The sequence below is a fragment of the Erythrobacter sp. S158 genome (assembly GCF_057364915.1).
This window is the reverse complement of sequence record NZ_CP200279.1, coordinates 287885-302562: the sequence shown is the minus strand read 5'-3', so window position 1 is coordinate 302562 and position 14678 is coordinate 287885. Positions and strand designations below refer to the sequence as shown.

The 14678-nt window shown below is 62.9% G+C and carries 12 protein-coding genes; 9 read left to right on the top strand and 3 right to left on the bottom strand.

Features of this window, described 5'->3' with window-relative positions; all coding sequences use genetic code 11:
- Positions 1-120: 120 nt before the first annotated feature.
- Positions 121-1695, top strand: coding sequence for a hypothetical protein (locus AC0V6T_RS01605; protein ID WP_486123750.1), 1575 nt, complete (start codon positions 121-123; stop codon positions 1693-1695).
- Positions 1696-1708: 13 nt separating this feature from the next.
- Here AC0V6T_RS01605 and AC0V6T_RS01600 read toward each other — a convergent pair whose 3' ends face one another.
- On the bottom strand, positions 1709-2695 hold the full coding sequence (locus AC0V6T_RS01600) for an MBL fold metallo-hydrolase (protein WP_486123748.1): 987 nt from the start codon (positions 2693-2695) through the stop codon (positions 1709-1711).
- Positions 2692-4023 carry a metal-dependent hydrolase family protein gene (locus tag AC0V6T_RS01595; protein ID WP_486123746.1) on the bottom strand — a complete coding sequence of 444 codons (1332 nt, stop codon included), beginning with the start codon at positions 4021-4023 and terminating at the stop codon, positions 2692-2694. The genes AC0V6T_RS01600 and AC0V6T_RS01595 overlap by 4 nt, the downstream gene beginning before the upstream one ends.
- Positions 4024-4262: 239 nt before the next feature.
- Here AC0V6T_RS01595 and AC0V6T_RS01590 point away from each other — a divergent pair, with 239 nt between their 5' ends.
- Positions 4263-6260 (top strand): S9 family peptidase, encoded by a 1998-nt coding sequence (locus AC0V6T_RS01590; RefSeq protein WP_486123744.1) that lies wholly within the window; start codon positions 4263-4265, stop codon positions 6258-6260.
- A gap of 95 nt (positions 6261-6355) precedes the next feature.
- On the opposite strand, the gene AC0V6T_RS01585 is transcribed toward AC0V6T_RS01590, so the two are convergent.
- Positions 6356-7354 carry a MipA/OmpV family protein gene (locus tag AC0V6T_RS01585; protein ID WP_486123743.1) on the bottom strand — a complete coding sequence of 333 codons (999 nt, stop codon included), beginning with the start codon at positions 7352-7354 and terminating at the stop codon, positions 6356-6358.
- 181 nt (positions 7355-7535) lie between these two features.
- On the opposite strand from AC0V6T_RS01585, the gene crtY reads away from it, so the two are divergent.
- From crtY to AC0V6T_RS01550, 7 genes are all read left to right on the top strand, one after another.
- The gene (crtY, locus tag AC0V6T_RS01580; RefSeq protein ID WP_486123741.1) at positions 7536-8813 is read left to right on the top strand and encodes a lycopene beta-cyclase CrtY; all 1278 of its coding nucleotides are present in this window, start codon (positions 7536-7538) and stop codon (positions 8811-8813) included.
- A 74-nt stretch (positions 8814-8887) separates the two neighbouring features.
- Positions 8888-10399 carry a phytoene desaturase gene (locus AC0V6T_RS01575; RefSeq protein ID WP_486128462.1) on the top strand — a complete coding sequence of 504 codons (1512 nt, stop codon included), beginning with the start codon at positions 8888-8890 and terminating at the stop codon, positions 10397-10399.
- The gene (locus AC0V6T_RS01570) at positions 10396-10644 is read left to right on the top strand and encodes a CPCC family cysteine-rich protein (RefSeq protein ID WP_486123739.1); all 249 of its coding nucleotides are present in this window, start codon (positions 10396-10398) and stop codon (positions 10642-10644) included. Before AC0V6T_RS01575 ends, AC0V6T_RS01570 begins: the two co-directional genes overlap by 4 nt.
- Positions 10641-11222: an LOG family protein gene (locus tag AC0V6T_RS01565; RefSeq protein ID WP_486123737.1), complete on the top strand. Its 582-nt coding sequence runs from the start codon at positions 10641-10643 to the stop codon at positions 11220-11222. Before AC0V6T_RS01570 ends, AC0V6T_RS01565 begins: the two co-directional genes overlap by 4 nt.
- The gene (locus AC0V6T_RS01560) at positions 11219-12229 is read left to right on the top strand and encodes a phytoene/squalene synthase family protein (protein WP_486123735.1); all 1011 of its coding nucleotides are present in this window, start codon (positions 11219-11221) and stop codon (positions 12227-12229) included. Before AC0V6T_RS01565 ends, AC0V6T_RS01560 begins: the two co-directional genes overlap by 4 nt.
- 33 nt (positions 12230-12262) lie before the next feature.
- Positions 12263-12733: a hypothetical protein gene (locus AC0V6T_RS01555; RefSeq protein ID WP_486123733.1), complete on the top strand. Its 471-nt coding sequence runs from the start codon at positions 12263-12265 to the stop codon at positions 12731-12733.
- Positions 12730-14595, top strand: a complete 1866-nt coding sequence (locus AC0V6T_RS01550; RefSeq protein WP_486123731.1) for an acetyl/propionyl/methylcrotonyl-CoA carboxylase subunit alpha — start codon at positions 12730-12732, stop codon at positions 14593-14595. Before AC0V6T_RS01555 ends, AC0V6T_RS01550 begins: the two co-directional genes overlap by 4 nt.
- Positions 14596-14678: the final 83 nt, after the last annotated feature.

The following is a 14678-nucleotide window of genomic DNA, read 5'->3' as shown; positions in this document are numbered from 1 at the left end:
GGCTCCTTCGCAGACGGGCGGGGGAGGCGAGCCTAGCACAGCGGGCGCGGCTGCCAACTGGCTCGGAAGTGGAGGCAGTTGCACGGGTCTGCTGTGGCGGCGTGTGGCAGGTGAGCGCGCATGGCCCAGCCTTGCAACTCTCACCGCCGCCTTTGCCTTGCGCTCGCAGCGCTCGCAGCAGGCACCGCTCTTCATGCGCCTGCCCAGGCGGACGCCACCGCGTCATGCAACGTCGCCGGGGGGGCGGACTTCATCCTCCCCACCAGCGATGACAGCCTCGAATGCGGGGAGAACGCGGATGCCGACGGGGCAAATGCGACAGCCGCCGGGAACGACGCGGTCGCCAGCGGGGACCTCAGCCTTGCGGTGGGCGACAGCGCCAGCGCTGCAGGGGACCGCGGGACAGCAGTGGGCCAGTTCGCGCAGGCAGGCAGCGTGAGCACCGATGCAAGCGCGAGCGCCTTCGGCCAATCGGCACAGGCAACCGCCAGCGGGGCGACCGCTCTGGGGGCAGGCTCGGATGCGACGGCGAGCAATGCGATCGCTATCGGCATCCTCTCGGTCGCCAGCGCCAGCGACACGGTCGCAGCGGGACGGCTTGCTCAGGCAAGCGCTGTCGAGGCCATCGCGATCGGCAAGTCGTCGAACGCATCGGGATTGGCTGCGATTGCGCTTGGCTCCGGGACCGGCGTCGCCGGGGCGAGAGCCGTCGCCATCGGCGACCTCGCCAACGCTCAAGGGGATGGCGGCGTGGCCCTTGGCGCAGGCGCGATTGCGCAAGGGCTCAACACCACCGCCATCGGCACCGGCGCGCAGGCCATCCGCGCAGAGGCGCTCGCTATCGGGACGGGCGCAGTCGCATTCGACTTCAACAACGTCGCGATCGGGACGGGCGCACAATCGACCGCGCTCAACTCCACTGCCTTCGGAAACAGGGCGCGGGCCACCGGGACAAGCTCGGGTGCGTTCGGACAGGAAGCTCAGGCGACCGGCACCTTCTCGACCACGACCGGCACTGCCTCGGTTGCCGCAGGACTGTCGAGCGCGGCGTATGGCGTGCTCGCAAGTGCGGTGGGCGATCAGGCGACGGCGCTCGGCGCCAATGCCTCGGCCAGCGCAGCGCGCGCGACGGCCATCGGGCAAGGAGCAGTGGCGGCCAATGCTGGCTCTACGGCTGTAGGTCAGGGAGCGGTGACGACAGCGGACAACCAGGTCGTGCTCGGCGGCGTGGGCACCTCGGTCAAACTGGGCGACATCGCGGCAAGCACCGCAGCGCAGGTCGGACCGGTCGATGTCGTGACGGTGGACGCCAATGGCACGCTTGGCCGAGAAGAGGTGGTTAGCCCCCTCGCGGTCGAGAACGTACGGGTTGCGGTGAACTCGCTCGCCATGGTCTCGGATCGCCAGTTCGAGGCCCTTACCACGCGCGTTGCAGGCCTTGAGTTCGCGCTCGAGGATCTGGACGAGCGCACCAGCGGAGGGATAGCGGCCGCGATGGCGATGGGAGGTGCGATGGTAGTGCCCGATTCCACCATCTCGCTCAGCGCCAACGTCTCGACCTATCAGGGCGAAGAGGGCTTCTCAGGCGCAGTCTCCGCGCGGCTAGGCGAGCGGATATACGTCTCAGCCGCAATCGCCGGGTCGAGTGCGCCAGACAGCACTGGCGGCCGCGTCGGGGTCGCCTTCGGATTCTGAGTGCAGAAGCGGGCTAGCGGTCCGCTACAACGCCATCGACGAGGCAATGACGATCGCCTCGACGCGCGACGCGAAAGCCGCGTTCGGCGACAAGCGCGCTTTGGGCGCTTTGCGGCTCGCGGATGGGGTTGGTGTGATTATAGTGGATGAAGTGGACCTTAGCGCGTTCGGCCTCGGGCAGATGAGCCAGTCGCTCCATGGTTGAGCTGACGCGCGGGTGCGGAATGGCGCTCATATCCCTTCCGGGCAGTTCGTTATCGTCGAAGAAGGTCGCATCGACGAAAGCAAAATCGACCCGCGCGATTAAGGCGTCGAGGCTGTCCCCGCTCATCTCCTCCCACTCGTCCCAGCTGTCGAGATCGGGTATGAAAACGACGCGCTTGCCGGTGCTGGACATCTGAAAGCCAACCGTCTCTGAGTATTCATCGCGATGCGGAACCCGCATGGACGTAACGCTGAAGTTGTCGGAGAGTCTGACTGGGCGCTCATCAGCGAGCTCGACCAGATCGATGTTACCGAACTCTACGAGCTGGCTCCACGGGCCGTTCTCGCGAAGGAACTGCGCCATACGAGGCATCGCGAATACGCGCTGCCCATCGGCGCCTGCACTTTCGACGCCGAACTGCGCAAGCCCGAGATAGTGCCCGATGTGAGCGTGCGTCACGAATACTGCATCAAGCCCCAGGCTGCCCGGCGTGCTGGCGTCGCCTGCCTCGATCCGGTCCAGCGCATGAACCTGCTCCGTCATCGCAGGCGTTGCCTCGAAGAGGTATCGCTGGCCCGCAGCCCGATCGACTATGCCAAGCGCGGTCGGCAACAAAGGCGGAGCCTTATCCAAAGGGTTGCCAAGCTGACGCGCCCCTGCGTCCTGTCCCGCGCCCAGCACCACCAGTTCGAGAGCACATATCGGTTCCTGATGCCTATCAGAAACGGTTGCCGATGAAGTGGCCGATGCCGCGCAGACAATTCCGGCGAGCGCCGCCAGCGGACGCAGGATCATTCGATCACGCGACCGCGCACCATCACCCAGTCGACATTTTCAAGCACCGTTGCATCGGCAATCGGATCGCCATCAACCGCGATGATGTCGGCTGAATAGCCCGGTGTCAGCCGACCGATCTGGTCGCTCATGCCGAGAATGTCGGCAGCGACGGTGGTAGCGCTGGCGAGAGCTTCGCGGCTCGACATGCCGCCGCGCATCATGAGGCCGAACTCGCCAGCGTTGAGGCCGTGCGGGAAAACGCCTGCGTCGGTCCCGAATGCGATGCGCACGCCGTTTGCACGGGCGCGCTCGATGATCGTGTCGGCGACCTTGGCGACCTCGCGGATCTTGGCTTCGACCACCGGAGTGTAGAAGCCCTTGCCAAGGTTCTGGCGGATGCCGTCGAAGGCCATCAGGGTCGGCACGAGCGTGGTGCCGCTCTCATTCATCGCCTGAGCGGCGGCATCGTCGATATAGGTTCCGTGCTCGATCGTATGAACACCGGCGCGGGCTGCAGCCTCAATCCCGCGAGCGCCGTGTGCATGCGCCGCGACTTTCAGGCCGAGGCTCTCTGCGGTATCGACGATCGCCTTCATCTCCTCGTCCGAGAAATGCGCTTCGAGCCCGCGCCCCTGTTGCGAGAGGACGCCGCCGGTCGCGGTGATCTTGATGAGATCGGCACCGTACTGCGAGGCGAGCCGGACCTTTGATGCGCACTCGACTGGACCGGTGCAGGTGAAGCCTGAATCGAGCACATCATTCACATGCTCGACAAAGCCATTTGTGTCGCCGTGCCCGCCGATGATCGAGATGGTGCGAGCGCTGGTGACGACGCGCGGTCCGGGCGCAAGCCCCTCTGCGGTCGCGCGGCGAAGCATCTGTGTCACTTGATCGGTGCGCGAACCGAGATCGCGAACGGTGGTGAAGCCTGCGAGCGCGGTGATGCGCGCATTCTTGGCAGCAATCAGTGTGAAGTATTCAGGCGGCGTCGTCGCTGCCCGCCAGAATTCACCCGACGGATCGCCAGAAAGGTGAGTGTGCAGGTCGATCAGGCCGGGCAGCACGGTCTTGTCGGACAGATCGACATAGTCCCACACCCATTCGCCCGCCTCATTTGTGGCTGCTGCTTCGTAGCCGCGCGCCTGATCGCTGTCCGCAGCAACGATGTCGTGGATGCGACCGTCCTTCACGATAATATAGCTGGGCCCTGACGGCTCGCTCGCCGCATCGGTAATGACGCTGCCAGCATCGATCAGCGTTTCGGCAAAGGCCGGCGACGCGGCCATCGTCGCGAGGCCCACGGCGGTTCCTACAAGCGCGCTCCGAATGGTCTTGAGCAGTCCCATATCTCTCTCCCTGCTTCTCTTGATCCCCGAAATGCAGGTGATGCCGCTGTCCAGCCGTGCTGACAACCCCTGCCCGTTAAACGCGCTCGCCATTTGCGATTTATCCGGTGGTCGCTATTACGGCGCGCATTGTCTGGAATTTGAGAGGACTGAACGACAAACCCATGAATTGACTGACCGTTGCTACCGCCGCGCTGTTCGCGACCGCTTCGCTGACCGCCACCGCACATGCCCGCCCGATGACTCCCGAAGACGTCGCCAAGATCGAGAGCGTCGGCGCCATCGCCATTTCGCCCGACGGCACGCGCATCGCCTACACCACCGGCAGCCTGCCCGACGTCACCGAAGGCGAGGACAATGGTGGATTCAAATCGCAGCTCAGCATTGCGACCGGCCCCGATATCGCGCGCCAGTTCCTGCCCGAAGACGTGTCGCCGGGCGATGTTTCGTTCTCGCCCGATGGCCGGATGCTCACCTTCACCTGGTCGAAGGATGACGAGGACACCGCCGTTTGGGGCGTGCCTGTCGATGGCGGCACCTACATGACACTCGCTGCGGTCAAGGACAGCGGCGTTCGCGACTACCGCTTCAGCCCGGATGGCCGCACGATCTACATGATGGTCGGCCCGGCCAAGGACGAACAGCGCGAGGCACAAGCCAAGGGCGGCTTCACGAGCAAGGTTTACGAGGAAGAATTCCGCCCCGCTCGCATGTTCGCCGCAAACATCATGATGGATGGCGAGATCGACGAAGAGCCGCGTGAGATCGCGCTGCCCGGCTACGTCTCGGCATTCGACATCGCGCCTGACGGATCGTTCGGCATCATCGAGACAACGCCGACCCCGCTGGTCGACGACAGCTACACCTCAAAGCGGGTGAACGTCATCGACCTTTCAAGCGGCAATGTGCGCGCCGTGGTCGAAACGCCGGGCAAGCTCGGCGACGTCGAGATTTCGCCGGATGGGTCGCAGCTTTCGCTGATTGCTGGGGTCGACATGAACGATCCGGCTGCAACGACGCTGCACCTCGTCGATACAGCCACTGGCGATTTCCGCGCAATCAACGCGGGCGAGCCGCTTGCCACTGTCGATGCTGAATGGCTGTCCGACGGACGACTGATGACGGTCGTGCATCGCGGTGTTCAGTCCGAGGTGCACGTGCACAATGCCGATGGCACTCTCGCCGAAGTCATTGATCCGGGCGAGCTGATCCTCACCGGGGTCGAAGCAGCAGGCGACCGCGTCGCCTTCACCGCCAATGCCCCGCAACATCCGACCGAGCTCTTCGTCTGGAACAACGGCGCTTTCGAACGCTGGACCGAGCACAATGAGTGGCTGTCGGAGATCACCTTCGGCGAACAGCGCGCATACACCTTCACCGCAACAGACGGTCAGGAAGTCGAAGGCGTGCTGATCCTGCCCGTAGGCGGCGTGCCGGCGGGCGGCGCTCCGACGATCATGAACGTCCATGGCGGGCCGGAAGCGCACGATTCGAACGGCTGGCAGACCGCCTATTCGAAGCCGGGCCATGTTGCCGCGGGTCAGGGCTATGCCGTGTTCCTGCCGAACTATCGCGGCTCGACCGGCTATGGCACCGCTTTCTCGAAGCAGCACCAAGGCCGCTACACCGACCCTGAATTCCGTGACATCGTCGATGCGAAGAATGCGCTTGCTGCTGACGGCATCACCGACCCTGATCGCACCGGTATCACCGGCGGATCGTATGGAGGTTATGCAAGCGCCTGGGGTGCGACCTACTATTCGGCTGAGTTCGCAGCGAGCGTCATGTTCGTCGGCATCTCGGACCAGATCAGCAAGTTCGGCACCACCGACATCCCTTACGAGATGTACAATGTGCACAGCCTCGCATGGCCGTGGGACAACTGGCAGAAGATGCTTGAGGTTTCGCCGATCTATTACACCGACCGTGCTGAAACCCCGCTGCTGATCATGCACGGGGAAGAAGACACGCGCGTCGATCCGTCGCAGTCGATGGAGCTCTATCGCTTTATCAAGGTGCGTAAGCCCGACACGCCGCTTCGTCTCGTGTTCTTCCCGGGCGAAGGGCACGGCAACCGGATGGCTTCGCACCGCTATGACTACAACCTGCGCATGATGGAATGGTTCGACACCTACCTGAAAACCGGCGACCGCAACGCTGAAATGCCGCCTGCGCGCCCGCAACTGGCCGAAGGCGCCAAGGGTGCGAGCGCTGAAGAGGACGACAGCGAGGACTGATCGCCGTCGAAGTCAGATAAAGGAAGGGCCGCCCGGCTAGGCGGCCCTTTCGCATTTTTAGCTCAAGCAAATCGACCCGGATGGGCGCTCACAGATTAGAACGTATACCCAAGTCCAATGCCGCCGATGATTTGGTTCGCGCTGCCACGGTCTGCGGTGAACGGGGTGTCAGCGGCATCGCCTACAAGCCGCGTGTAGCCAGCGACGGTGTAGATGTTCAGTCCGCCATTGAGCGCGTTGCCATCGAGGTCGAAGGTCAGGATAGCGAGCGAGCCGACGCTGTTGAGCCCGCCATCTGCGGTGAACTGGGGAAGCCCGGTCGCGGCGGCATCGGCGGGCGTGACAGTGTAGTAATAGTCTGCAAAATCGTCGTCGACGAAGCTTGCATTGACGCTCAATTGCAGGGCGGCACTGTTCCCGAACGGCCTGAAATAGCTGATACCGGGTTCGAACAGCATGCCGTTATGCGCATCTAGGATATCCCAGCGAACCTGCGCGTTGAGGGTGATACTGTCGCGCTCTGCGAAGATCCCGGGAAAGCTCACGCCGCCATTGACGCCCACTTCGATTGCCACATCGAGTTCGGTTGCAAGCTCGACCACCTCGTCTTCGATCTGGTTGGCCCGGTCATTGCGAAAACGGAATGACGGGCCGAACGAAAAGCTTGTCTCGGGCGGCATCAACGAAGGGCCCTGTGAAAGCAGGTCGAGATTGAAGCCGGGACCGTTCGGGCTGATCCCGACACCGGCCACGCGCCCCACAATTAGCGGCAGCGGGAAAACGACGTAATCGTCCGATCCCGAATAGCTTGGAACAAGCCCTGCCCCGATCCCGACCGTGGCCCATGTTTCGTCGAATACGAACTTGAATGGCGCAACGCCCGATGGCGGGCCGCTCGCCACGGGTCCCTGGGGCGGACGCTCCTGCTGGGGAACACCCTCAGCGCTTTCTGGTGCGGTATCTTCTGGCTCGCTGGCAGCATCGGCAAGGTCGAAACCGGTCAGATCATCGCCAGTTTCGGCCGCCGCAGGGGCCGCAAAGAGGGCCGAGAGCGCGAGAGCGGGTACGGCGAGCATTCGGGGATTGGGGTACAAGGGTGTCTCCAGTCGGGGATAGGGTGTAGAGTGCGCTCGAGAATTGATGCACACAATGCACTTAGAGGCGAGCGGTTCCGGTTGCATGACACCCCGAGCACACCGTGCGCAAGGCCTTCCGGGATCAAAATCCAGCACGTCATTGCTCATGCTCTCACCAGCGCCTAGGGCCTTGAAACAGATGAGCGACTCACAATTCGATTGCGTCATTGTTGGCGGAGGCCTTGCTGGCGGTCTGATCGCGCTTGCGCTTCACAAGGCGCGGCCCAATTATCGCATCGCCCTTGTCGAAGCGGGTCGCGTGGTGGGCGGCAACCATCGCTGGAGCTGGTTCGACAGCGACCTTTCCGCGAAGGGCCGCGAATTGCTCTCCGCCTTTCGTCAGACCGGCTGGGACGACGGATATGAGGTCCGCTTTCCAAAGTATCGCCGCAAGCTCAAGACGGCATACCGTTCAATGGCATCGGCCGATTTCCATGAAGGGCTTATGCGCGAACTGCCCGAAAGCGCGCTATATCTTGGTCGCAAGGCAGTGGGCCTCGATGCGAGCGGCGTCGATCTCGCAGCGCCAGAATTCGGAGAACCGGAGCGCCTCAATGCGCGCAGCGTGATCGATTGCCGCAGCTTCAAGCCGAGCCCGCATCTCAATGGTGGCTGGCAGGTCTTTCTTGGCCGCCACATCCGTTTGAGCGAACCGCACGGGCAGGAGCGTCCGGTAATCATGGATGCAACGGTCGACCAGCATGCGCCGCATGGCAATGGTTCGGCGTATCGGTTCGTCTACGTCCTGCCGCTGGGCGCGCACGACGTCTTCCTCGAAGATACCTATTACGCCGACGATCCGATGCTCGATCGCAGCGCGCTGTCGGGCCGGATCGATCAATATGCCAGCAAGCACGGTTGGCAGGATGGCGCGATAGTCGGTCACGAGGCAGGCGTACTCCCGGTCCTGACCGGCGGTGATTTCTCGGCCTATCAGGATACGATCCGCATTCCTGGCGTTGCAGTTGCGGGCGCTCGCGGCGGCTTCACTCATCCACTGACCAGCTACACGATGTGTGTCGCGGTTGAAAATGCGCTAGCAGTTGCTGACAACGCCGATCTTTCGGGTGAGCAACTCGCAGCTTTCTTCGAGGTTCGCGCACGCCGCCACTGGCGCAAGACCGGCTATTATCGCCTGCTCGCCCGCTTCCTGTTCTTCGCCGCCCGGCCAGAGCGGCGGGTCAAGGTCTTTCAGCGCTTCTACCGGCTGCGCGAAGGGCTGATCGAACGATTTTACGCGGCCCGCTCAAATCCTTTCGACAAGGTTCGCGTCCTGTGGGGTGAGCCTCCCGTACCTATCCCAAGCGCGATCACCGCCATGTTCAAACGCGGCGCGCCTCTCAAGACAGATAGGCAAACGGAGTTTGGACACTCTGAGTTTGCACAAAACGAAATTCCAGCGGAGAATGAGGCATGAACGTCAATTCGACTATCCAGGGCGGGCTTGACCTCAACCCGCCATCGGGCCGCGAAAAGGGCATCAATCCGGCTATGGCCGAAAAGTATGCAGGCAAGCGCGCCTGCGTAATCGGAGCGGGCTTTGGCGGGATGGCGCTTGCGATCCGGCTGCAATCGCATGGTATCGAGACCACAGTCATCGAAGCGCGCGACAAGCCCGGTGGCCGCGCCTATTTCTGGGACAAGGAAGGCTTCACTTTCGATGCCGGCCCGACCGTCATCACCGATCCGCCGTGCCTGAAGGAACTGTGGGAACTGACCGGTCACGACATCGCTGAAGATGTCGAGCTGATGAAGGTCATGCCGTTCTACCGCCTCAACTGGCCTGACGGGACCAACTTCGATTATTCGAACGACGAGGAACAGCTCGCCGCCGAAATCGCCAAGCTGAACCCTGACGACGTGGTCGGCTATCAGCGCTTCCTCGAATATTCGGCGGAAGTGTACGAGGAAGGCTATCTGAAGCTTGGCACCGTGCCGTTCCTCGATTTCAAGTCGATGCTGAAAGCCGCGCCCGCGCTTATCAAGAAGCAGGCCTGGCGCAGCGTCTACGACATGGTGTCGAAATACATCAAAAGCGAAAAGCTGCGCGAGGCATTCAGCTTCCACACGCTGCTTGTCGGCGGAAGCCCGATGAAAACCTCGAGCATTTATGCGCTGATCCACAAGCTTGAGAAAGATGGGGGCGTCTGGTGGGCGCGCGGCGGGACCAACCGCCTGATCGCTGGCATGGTGCGGCATTTCGAGCGTCTCGGCGGCACGATGCGCGTCGGCGATCCAGTGGTGCAGGTTCACACGATCGGCACCCGCGCAAGCGAAGTCGAGACCAAGTCGGGTTGGAAGGAACGCTTCGACGCGGTCGCCTCGAACGCCGACATCATGCACTCTTACAAGGACCTGCTATCGGGTTCGGAACGCGGTCCGAAATACGCAAAGTCGCTCGCGCGCAAGAGCTACAGCCCTTCGCTGTTCGTGGTGCATTTCGGGCTTGAGGGAACGTGGCCGGGCATCCCTCACCACATGATCCTGTTCGGCCCGCGCTATCACGGCCTTGTCGACGACATCTACAAGCACGGAGTGCTGCCGCAGGATTTTTCGATCTATCTGCACCACCCGACCGTCACCGACCCGAGCATGGCGCCGCAGGGCAAGAGCACGTTCTACGCGCTCGTTCCGGTCGCTCACATGGGCAAGCTCGCGGTGGACTGGGACGCGGTCGGGCCGCAGCTTGAAAAGGCGATCCTCGACGAAATCGGTCGCCGCCTCATCCCCGACATCCACGACCGGATTGTCACCAAGTTCAGCTACGCACCCAAGGATTTCAAGCAGGACCTATCTGCCCACATGGGCAGTGCCTTCAGCCTCGAACCGGTCCTGTGGCAGAGCGCTTACTTGCGCGGCCACAACCGTGACGACGTGATCGAGAATTTCTATCTCGTCGGCGCAGGCACTCATCCGGGCGCGGGCATTCCGGGCGTCGTGGGAAGCGCGAAGGCAACGGCGGGTATTGTGCTGGAGGATCTTGCGGCTAAGGAGCGGGCGTGAGCCTTCTTCCCTGCCCATGCTGCGGATATCTGACGATTGGTGAGCCGGCGGCTTACGAGATTTGTGCCGTGTGTTCTTGGGAAGATGACGGCCAAGGCGATGAAGATGCTGACAGCATCTGGGGCGGTCCCAACGGGGAGTTCAGTCTGACACAAGCGAGATTGAACTTCAGACAGTTTGGTGCTTACGACCCAGCAAAAGCATCCATTACTCGTAAGCCCAAGCCGGAAGAAATCCCTCAATGAAACGTCTCGCCGTTTATTGCGGCTCTGCCACCCCTGCCGATCCGCGCTATATGGAGCTTGCCGAAGATGTCGGCGCTGCCCTCGCGCAGCGCGGGATCGGCGTTGTCTATGGCGGTGGCCGTCTTGGCCTGATGGGCGCGGTTGCCAAAGGCGCGCTCAACAAAGGCGGCGAAGTGATCGGGGTGATCCCTGAGGCGCTCGCCAATTCCGAAGTTGCCAACCACGACTGCAGCGAGCTTCACACCGTTCGCGGCATGCATGAGCGCAAGCAGAAGTTCACCGACCTCTCGGACGGCTTCGTCACGATCCCGGGCGGAGTGGGAACGATGGACGAGCTTTGGGAAGCAATGAGCTGGGCGCAGCTTGGCTATCATCAGGACCCTGTTGGTCTGCTCAACGCCTTCGGGTTTTACGACGACCTGATCAAGTTCAATGCCCGCATGGCGGAAGTCGGCTTTGTCCGTCCCGCCCACCAGAACATCCTGATCCATGCAGATCGCCTGCCCGATCTGCTCGACAAGATGGCGGCCTACAAACCGCACACCCCGATCTTCAAGATGAAAGCCGAAGATTTGTGAGCACCAAGCCGCGCCCGCTTTTCCTGAAGGACCGGCGGGACACGCCCAACGTCCCCGGCGGCGGGCGCAAACGCGAGGCATTGGTCGAAAAGTCCCGGATCGCAATTCGCGAAGGCTCGCACAGCTTTCATGCGGCCGCGCGCCTGTTCGACAAGACCACGCGTGAACGCGCATGGCTGCTCTACGCATGGTGCCGCCGATGCGATGACATTGCCGACAATCAGCACATGGGCGGTGAGCTCGGCGATCAGTCAAACGCCGAAGATCGCCTCAAGTCCATCCGTCTGCTGACACGCCGCGCACTCGATGGCCTTCCCACCGCCGATCCTGCTTTTGATGCTTTCGGCCTTGTCGCTGCCGAAGTTGGCCTGACCGAGCAGATGGCCGAAGACGTGATCGCAGGCTTCCAGCTCGATGCCGCAGACTGGCGGCCTCGCACCGAGGCCGACATGATGCGCTATTGCTACCACGTGGCTGGCGCGGTCGGGGTGATGATGGCGGTTGTCATGGGTGTGGACCCAAAGGACAAGGACACGCTCGACCGGGCCAACGATTTGGGCCTCGCCTTTCAGCTTTCGAACATCGCTCGCGACATTGTCGAGGATGATGCCGCGGGCCGCTGTTACCTGCCAGAGATGTGGCTGGTTGAGCAGGATATTGAACCGGGCCAACACACCAAGCCGCACCACCGCGAGGAACTTGCCGAAATGGCAGCGCGCCTCGTCGATCTTGTCGAAAAGCACGAGGCCGCCGCCCGCGTTGGCGCGGCTCGCCTGCCCTTCCGCAGCCGCTGGGCCGTTCTCTCCGCCGCGCGCATCTATGGGGCGATCGGGCGCAAGGTCAGAAAGCGCGGGATCGAGGCATGGAACCACCGCGTCTACGTCCCGCGCTGGGAAAAGGCGTGGTACGGCGTGCGCGGTTTCGTCTCGGCGGTCATCAATCGCCCGCACGAGCCTGATGAGCCAATCGACTGGGGTATCGCGGATTATCGACCCGATCCGGCTTGAAGCGCGCGCGCTTGCGGCGTAGCGCTGCGAGGCATGAGAGGATTTCACACAATTGCTGCCAGTGCGCTCGCGCTCATCGCCGCCCCGGCCTTGGCCGAAGCCAATGACGACGCCGCCAGCCCCGAGGCCGCCGTCACCGCATTCATGACCGCTTTCGACGCGCAGGATGCAGCGGCAATGCGCGCTCATATCATCGAGGGCACAAGCGTCACCGTGATCGAAGAACGTGAAGGTGAGGACCGCGTGCGCGCCGTCCCGCTCGACGGCCTGGTTGCAACCATCGCAGCTTCGCAAAACGATCTAGCAGAGCCGATTTGGAATTTGCGCTCGGTCGAAGACGGCCCGGTTGCGACCGTGCTCGCCGATTACGAATTCCTCGTCGATGGAGAGCGCTCGCATTGCGGGACCAACATCCTCAACCTCGTGCGGGTCGAAGGCGTGTGGAAAATCGCCGGGATTGCTTATTCGCACCGTGAAGAAGGCTGCGAAGGAGCGCCGCAATGATCTCCAAGCTTCTCATCGCCAATCGCGGCGAGATCGCCTGCCGCATCATGCGCACCGCGCGCGAAATGGGCGTGGCCACGGTTGCGGTCTATTCGGATGCAGATGCAAAGGCGTTGCATGTGCGCATGGCTGACGAGGCGGTGCATATCGGCCCCTCGCCTGCTGCCGAGAGCTACCTCGTCGGCGAGAAGATCATCGCGGCGGCAAAGGAGACGGGCGCTGAGGCGATCCATCCGGGCTACGGCTTCCTGTCGGAAAACGCCGGGTTTGCGCAGGCCGTGATCGATGCCGGGCTGATCTGGGTTGGCCCCAAGCCTGAAAGCATTGAGGCAATGGGCCTCAAGGATGCCGCAAAAGAGCGCATGATCGCTGCGGGCGTGCCGGTTACGCCGGGCTATCTCGGCGAGGACCAATCGGTCGAACGGCTGAAATCAGAAGCGGACGCCATCGGCTACCCCGTGCTGATCAAGGCGGTCGCCGGCGGCGGTGGAAAGGGAATGCGCAAGGTTGATGCGGCGGCGGACTTCGAAGCGGCACTCGCCAGCTGCCGGCGCGAGGCCAAGGCCAGCTTCTCCAATGACGAAGTGCTGCTGGAAAAGTGGATCACCTCCCCCCGCCATATCGAGGTGCAGGTGTTCGGCGACAGCCACGGCAATGTGGTCCACCTGTTCGAGCGCGACTGCTCGCTGCAACGCCGCCACCAGAAAGTGATCGAGGAAGCTCCTGCCCCCGGCATGGACGAAGCGACGCGCGAGGAAATCTGCGCCGCCGCCGTGCGCGCCGCGAAAGCGGTGGATTACGAGGGCGCGGGCACGATTGAATTCATCGCCGATGCCAGCGAAGGCCTGCGCGCAGACCGCATCTTCTTCATGGAAATGAACACTCGCCTCCAGGTCGAGCACCCGGTGACCGAAGAAATCACCGGAGTGGATCTGGTGGAGTGGCAGCTGCGCGTCGCTAGCGGCGAACCGATCCCGCTGACGCAGGACGAACTCAGCATCGACGGCCACGCCATTGAGGCGCGGCTCTACGCAGAAGACCCAGCGACCGATTTCCTCCCCTCGACCGGCCCGCTCGACCATTTCGACTTGGGCGAAGAGGGGCGGATCGAAACCGGGGTCGAACAGGGCGACGAGATTTCCCCATTTTACGACCCGATGGTCGCCAAGCTGATCGCGTGGGGTGAGGACCGGGACGAAGCCATAGATCTGCTCGCCGACATTGCAGAAGGGGTCGAGGTCTGGCCGGTACGCACCAATGCTGGCTTTATCGCGCGCGCCCTGCTCGACGATGATTTTGTCGACGCAAATCTCGAAACCGGTTTCATTGCGCGCAAGATGGACACGCTCGTTCCCGATCCCTTGCCGAGCGATGCGGCTTGGCAGACGGCGAGCGAGTTTGCGCTTGTTGCCGCCAGCGAAGACCACGAAAACCTGCCCACTGGCCTGCGTCTTAATGCAGCGCCGCGTCTGTCGGTGCACCTCGCCCACAAGGGCGAGGGCCGTGATGTCCCGGTGACCGGAGCAGACGCGGATATCGAGGCGACGGGCATTGTCGATGGCGAGCGTGTGCTCCTGTTTTCATCGGGACAGGCCTTCGAATTTGAAACCGCCGTGAGAGGCTCAGGCCACGCTTCCGCTGCAGACGGCGCGATCCTCGCGCCGATGCCGGGCAAGGTCATAGCGGTTGACGTCTCCGAAGGCGACGCAGTCACCACTGGCCAGCGCCTGATGGTGCTTGAGGCGATGAAGATGGAGCACGCCCTCACCGCGCCCTTCGACGGGACCGTGACCGAGCTTTCCGCAAGCGAAGGCAGGCAGGTGCAGGTCGAAGCGGTGCTCTGTGTGGTGGAGCCGTCGTAGTGACGGTTGCGCAGCAACCGCAAGCCCGACCGGGCGCCCGCAGCGACGCGATCTTTGATCGCATGAGCGAGGATTTCGCGCGC

What these genes read in the sequence shown, in the direction of transcription:
- AC0V6T_RS01605 (WP_486123750.1), top strand. Translation starts at nt 121, where the DNA reads ATGGCCCAGCCTTGCAACTCTCACCGCCGCCTTTGCCTTGCGCTCGCA.
- AC0V6T_RS01600 (WP_486123748.1), bottom strand. Translation starts at nt 2,695, where the DNA reads ATGATCCTGCGTCCGCTGGCGGCGCTCGCCGGAATTGTCTGCGCGGCA.
- AC0V6T_RS01595 (WP_486123746.1), bottom strand. Translation starts at nt 4,023, where the DNA reads ATGGGACTGCTCAAGACCATTCGGAGCGCGCTTGTAGGAACCGCCGTG.
- AC0V6T_RS01590 (WP_486123744.1), top strand. Translation starts at nt 4,263, where the DNA reads ATGACTCCCGAAGACGTCGCCAAGATCGAGAGCGTCGGCGCCATCGCC.
- crtY (WP_486123741.1), top strand. Translation starts at nt 7,536, where the DNA reads ATGAGCGACTCACAATTCGATTGCGTCATTGTTGGCGGAGGCCTTGCT.
- AC0V6T_RS01575 (WP_486128462.1), top strand. Translation starts at nt 8,888, where the DNA reads ATGGCCGAAAAGTATGCAGGCAAGCGCGCCTGCGTAATCGGAGCGGGC.
- AC0V6T_RS01565 (WP_486123737.1), top strand. Translation starts at nt 10,641, where the DNA reads ATGAAACGTCTCGCCGTTTATTGCGGCTCTGCCACCCCTGCCGATCCG.
- AC0V6T_RS01555 (WP_486123733.1), top strand. Translation starts at nt 12,263, where the DNA reads ATGAGAGGATTTCACACAATTGCTGCCAGTGCGCTCGCGCTCATCGCC.
- AC0V6T_RS01550 (WP_486123731.1), top strand. Translation starts at nt 12,730, where the DNA reads ATGATCTCCAAGCTTCTCATCGCCAATCGCGGCGAGATCGCCTGCCGC.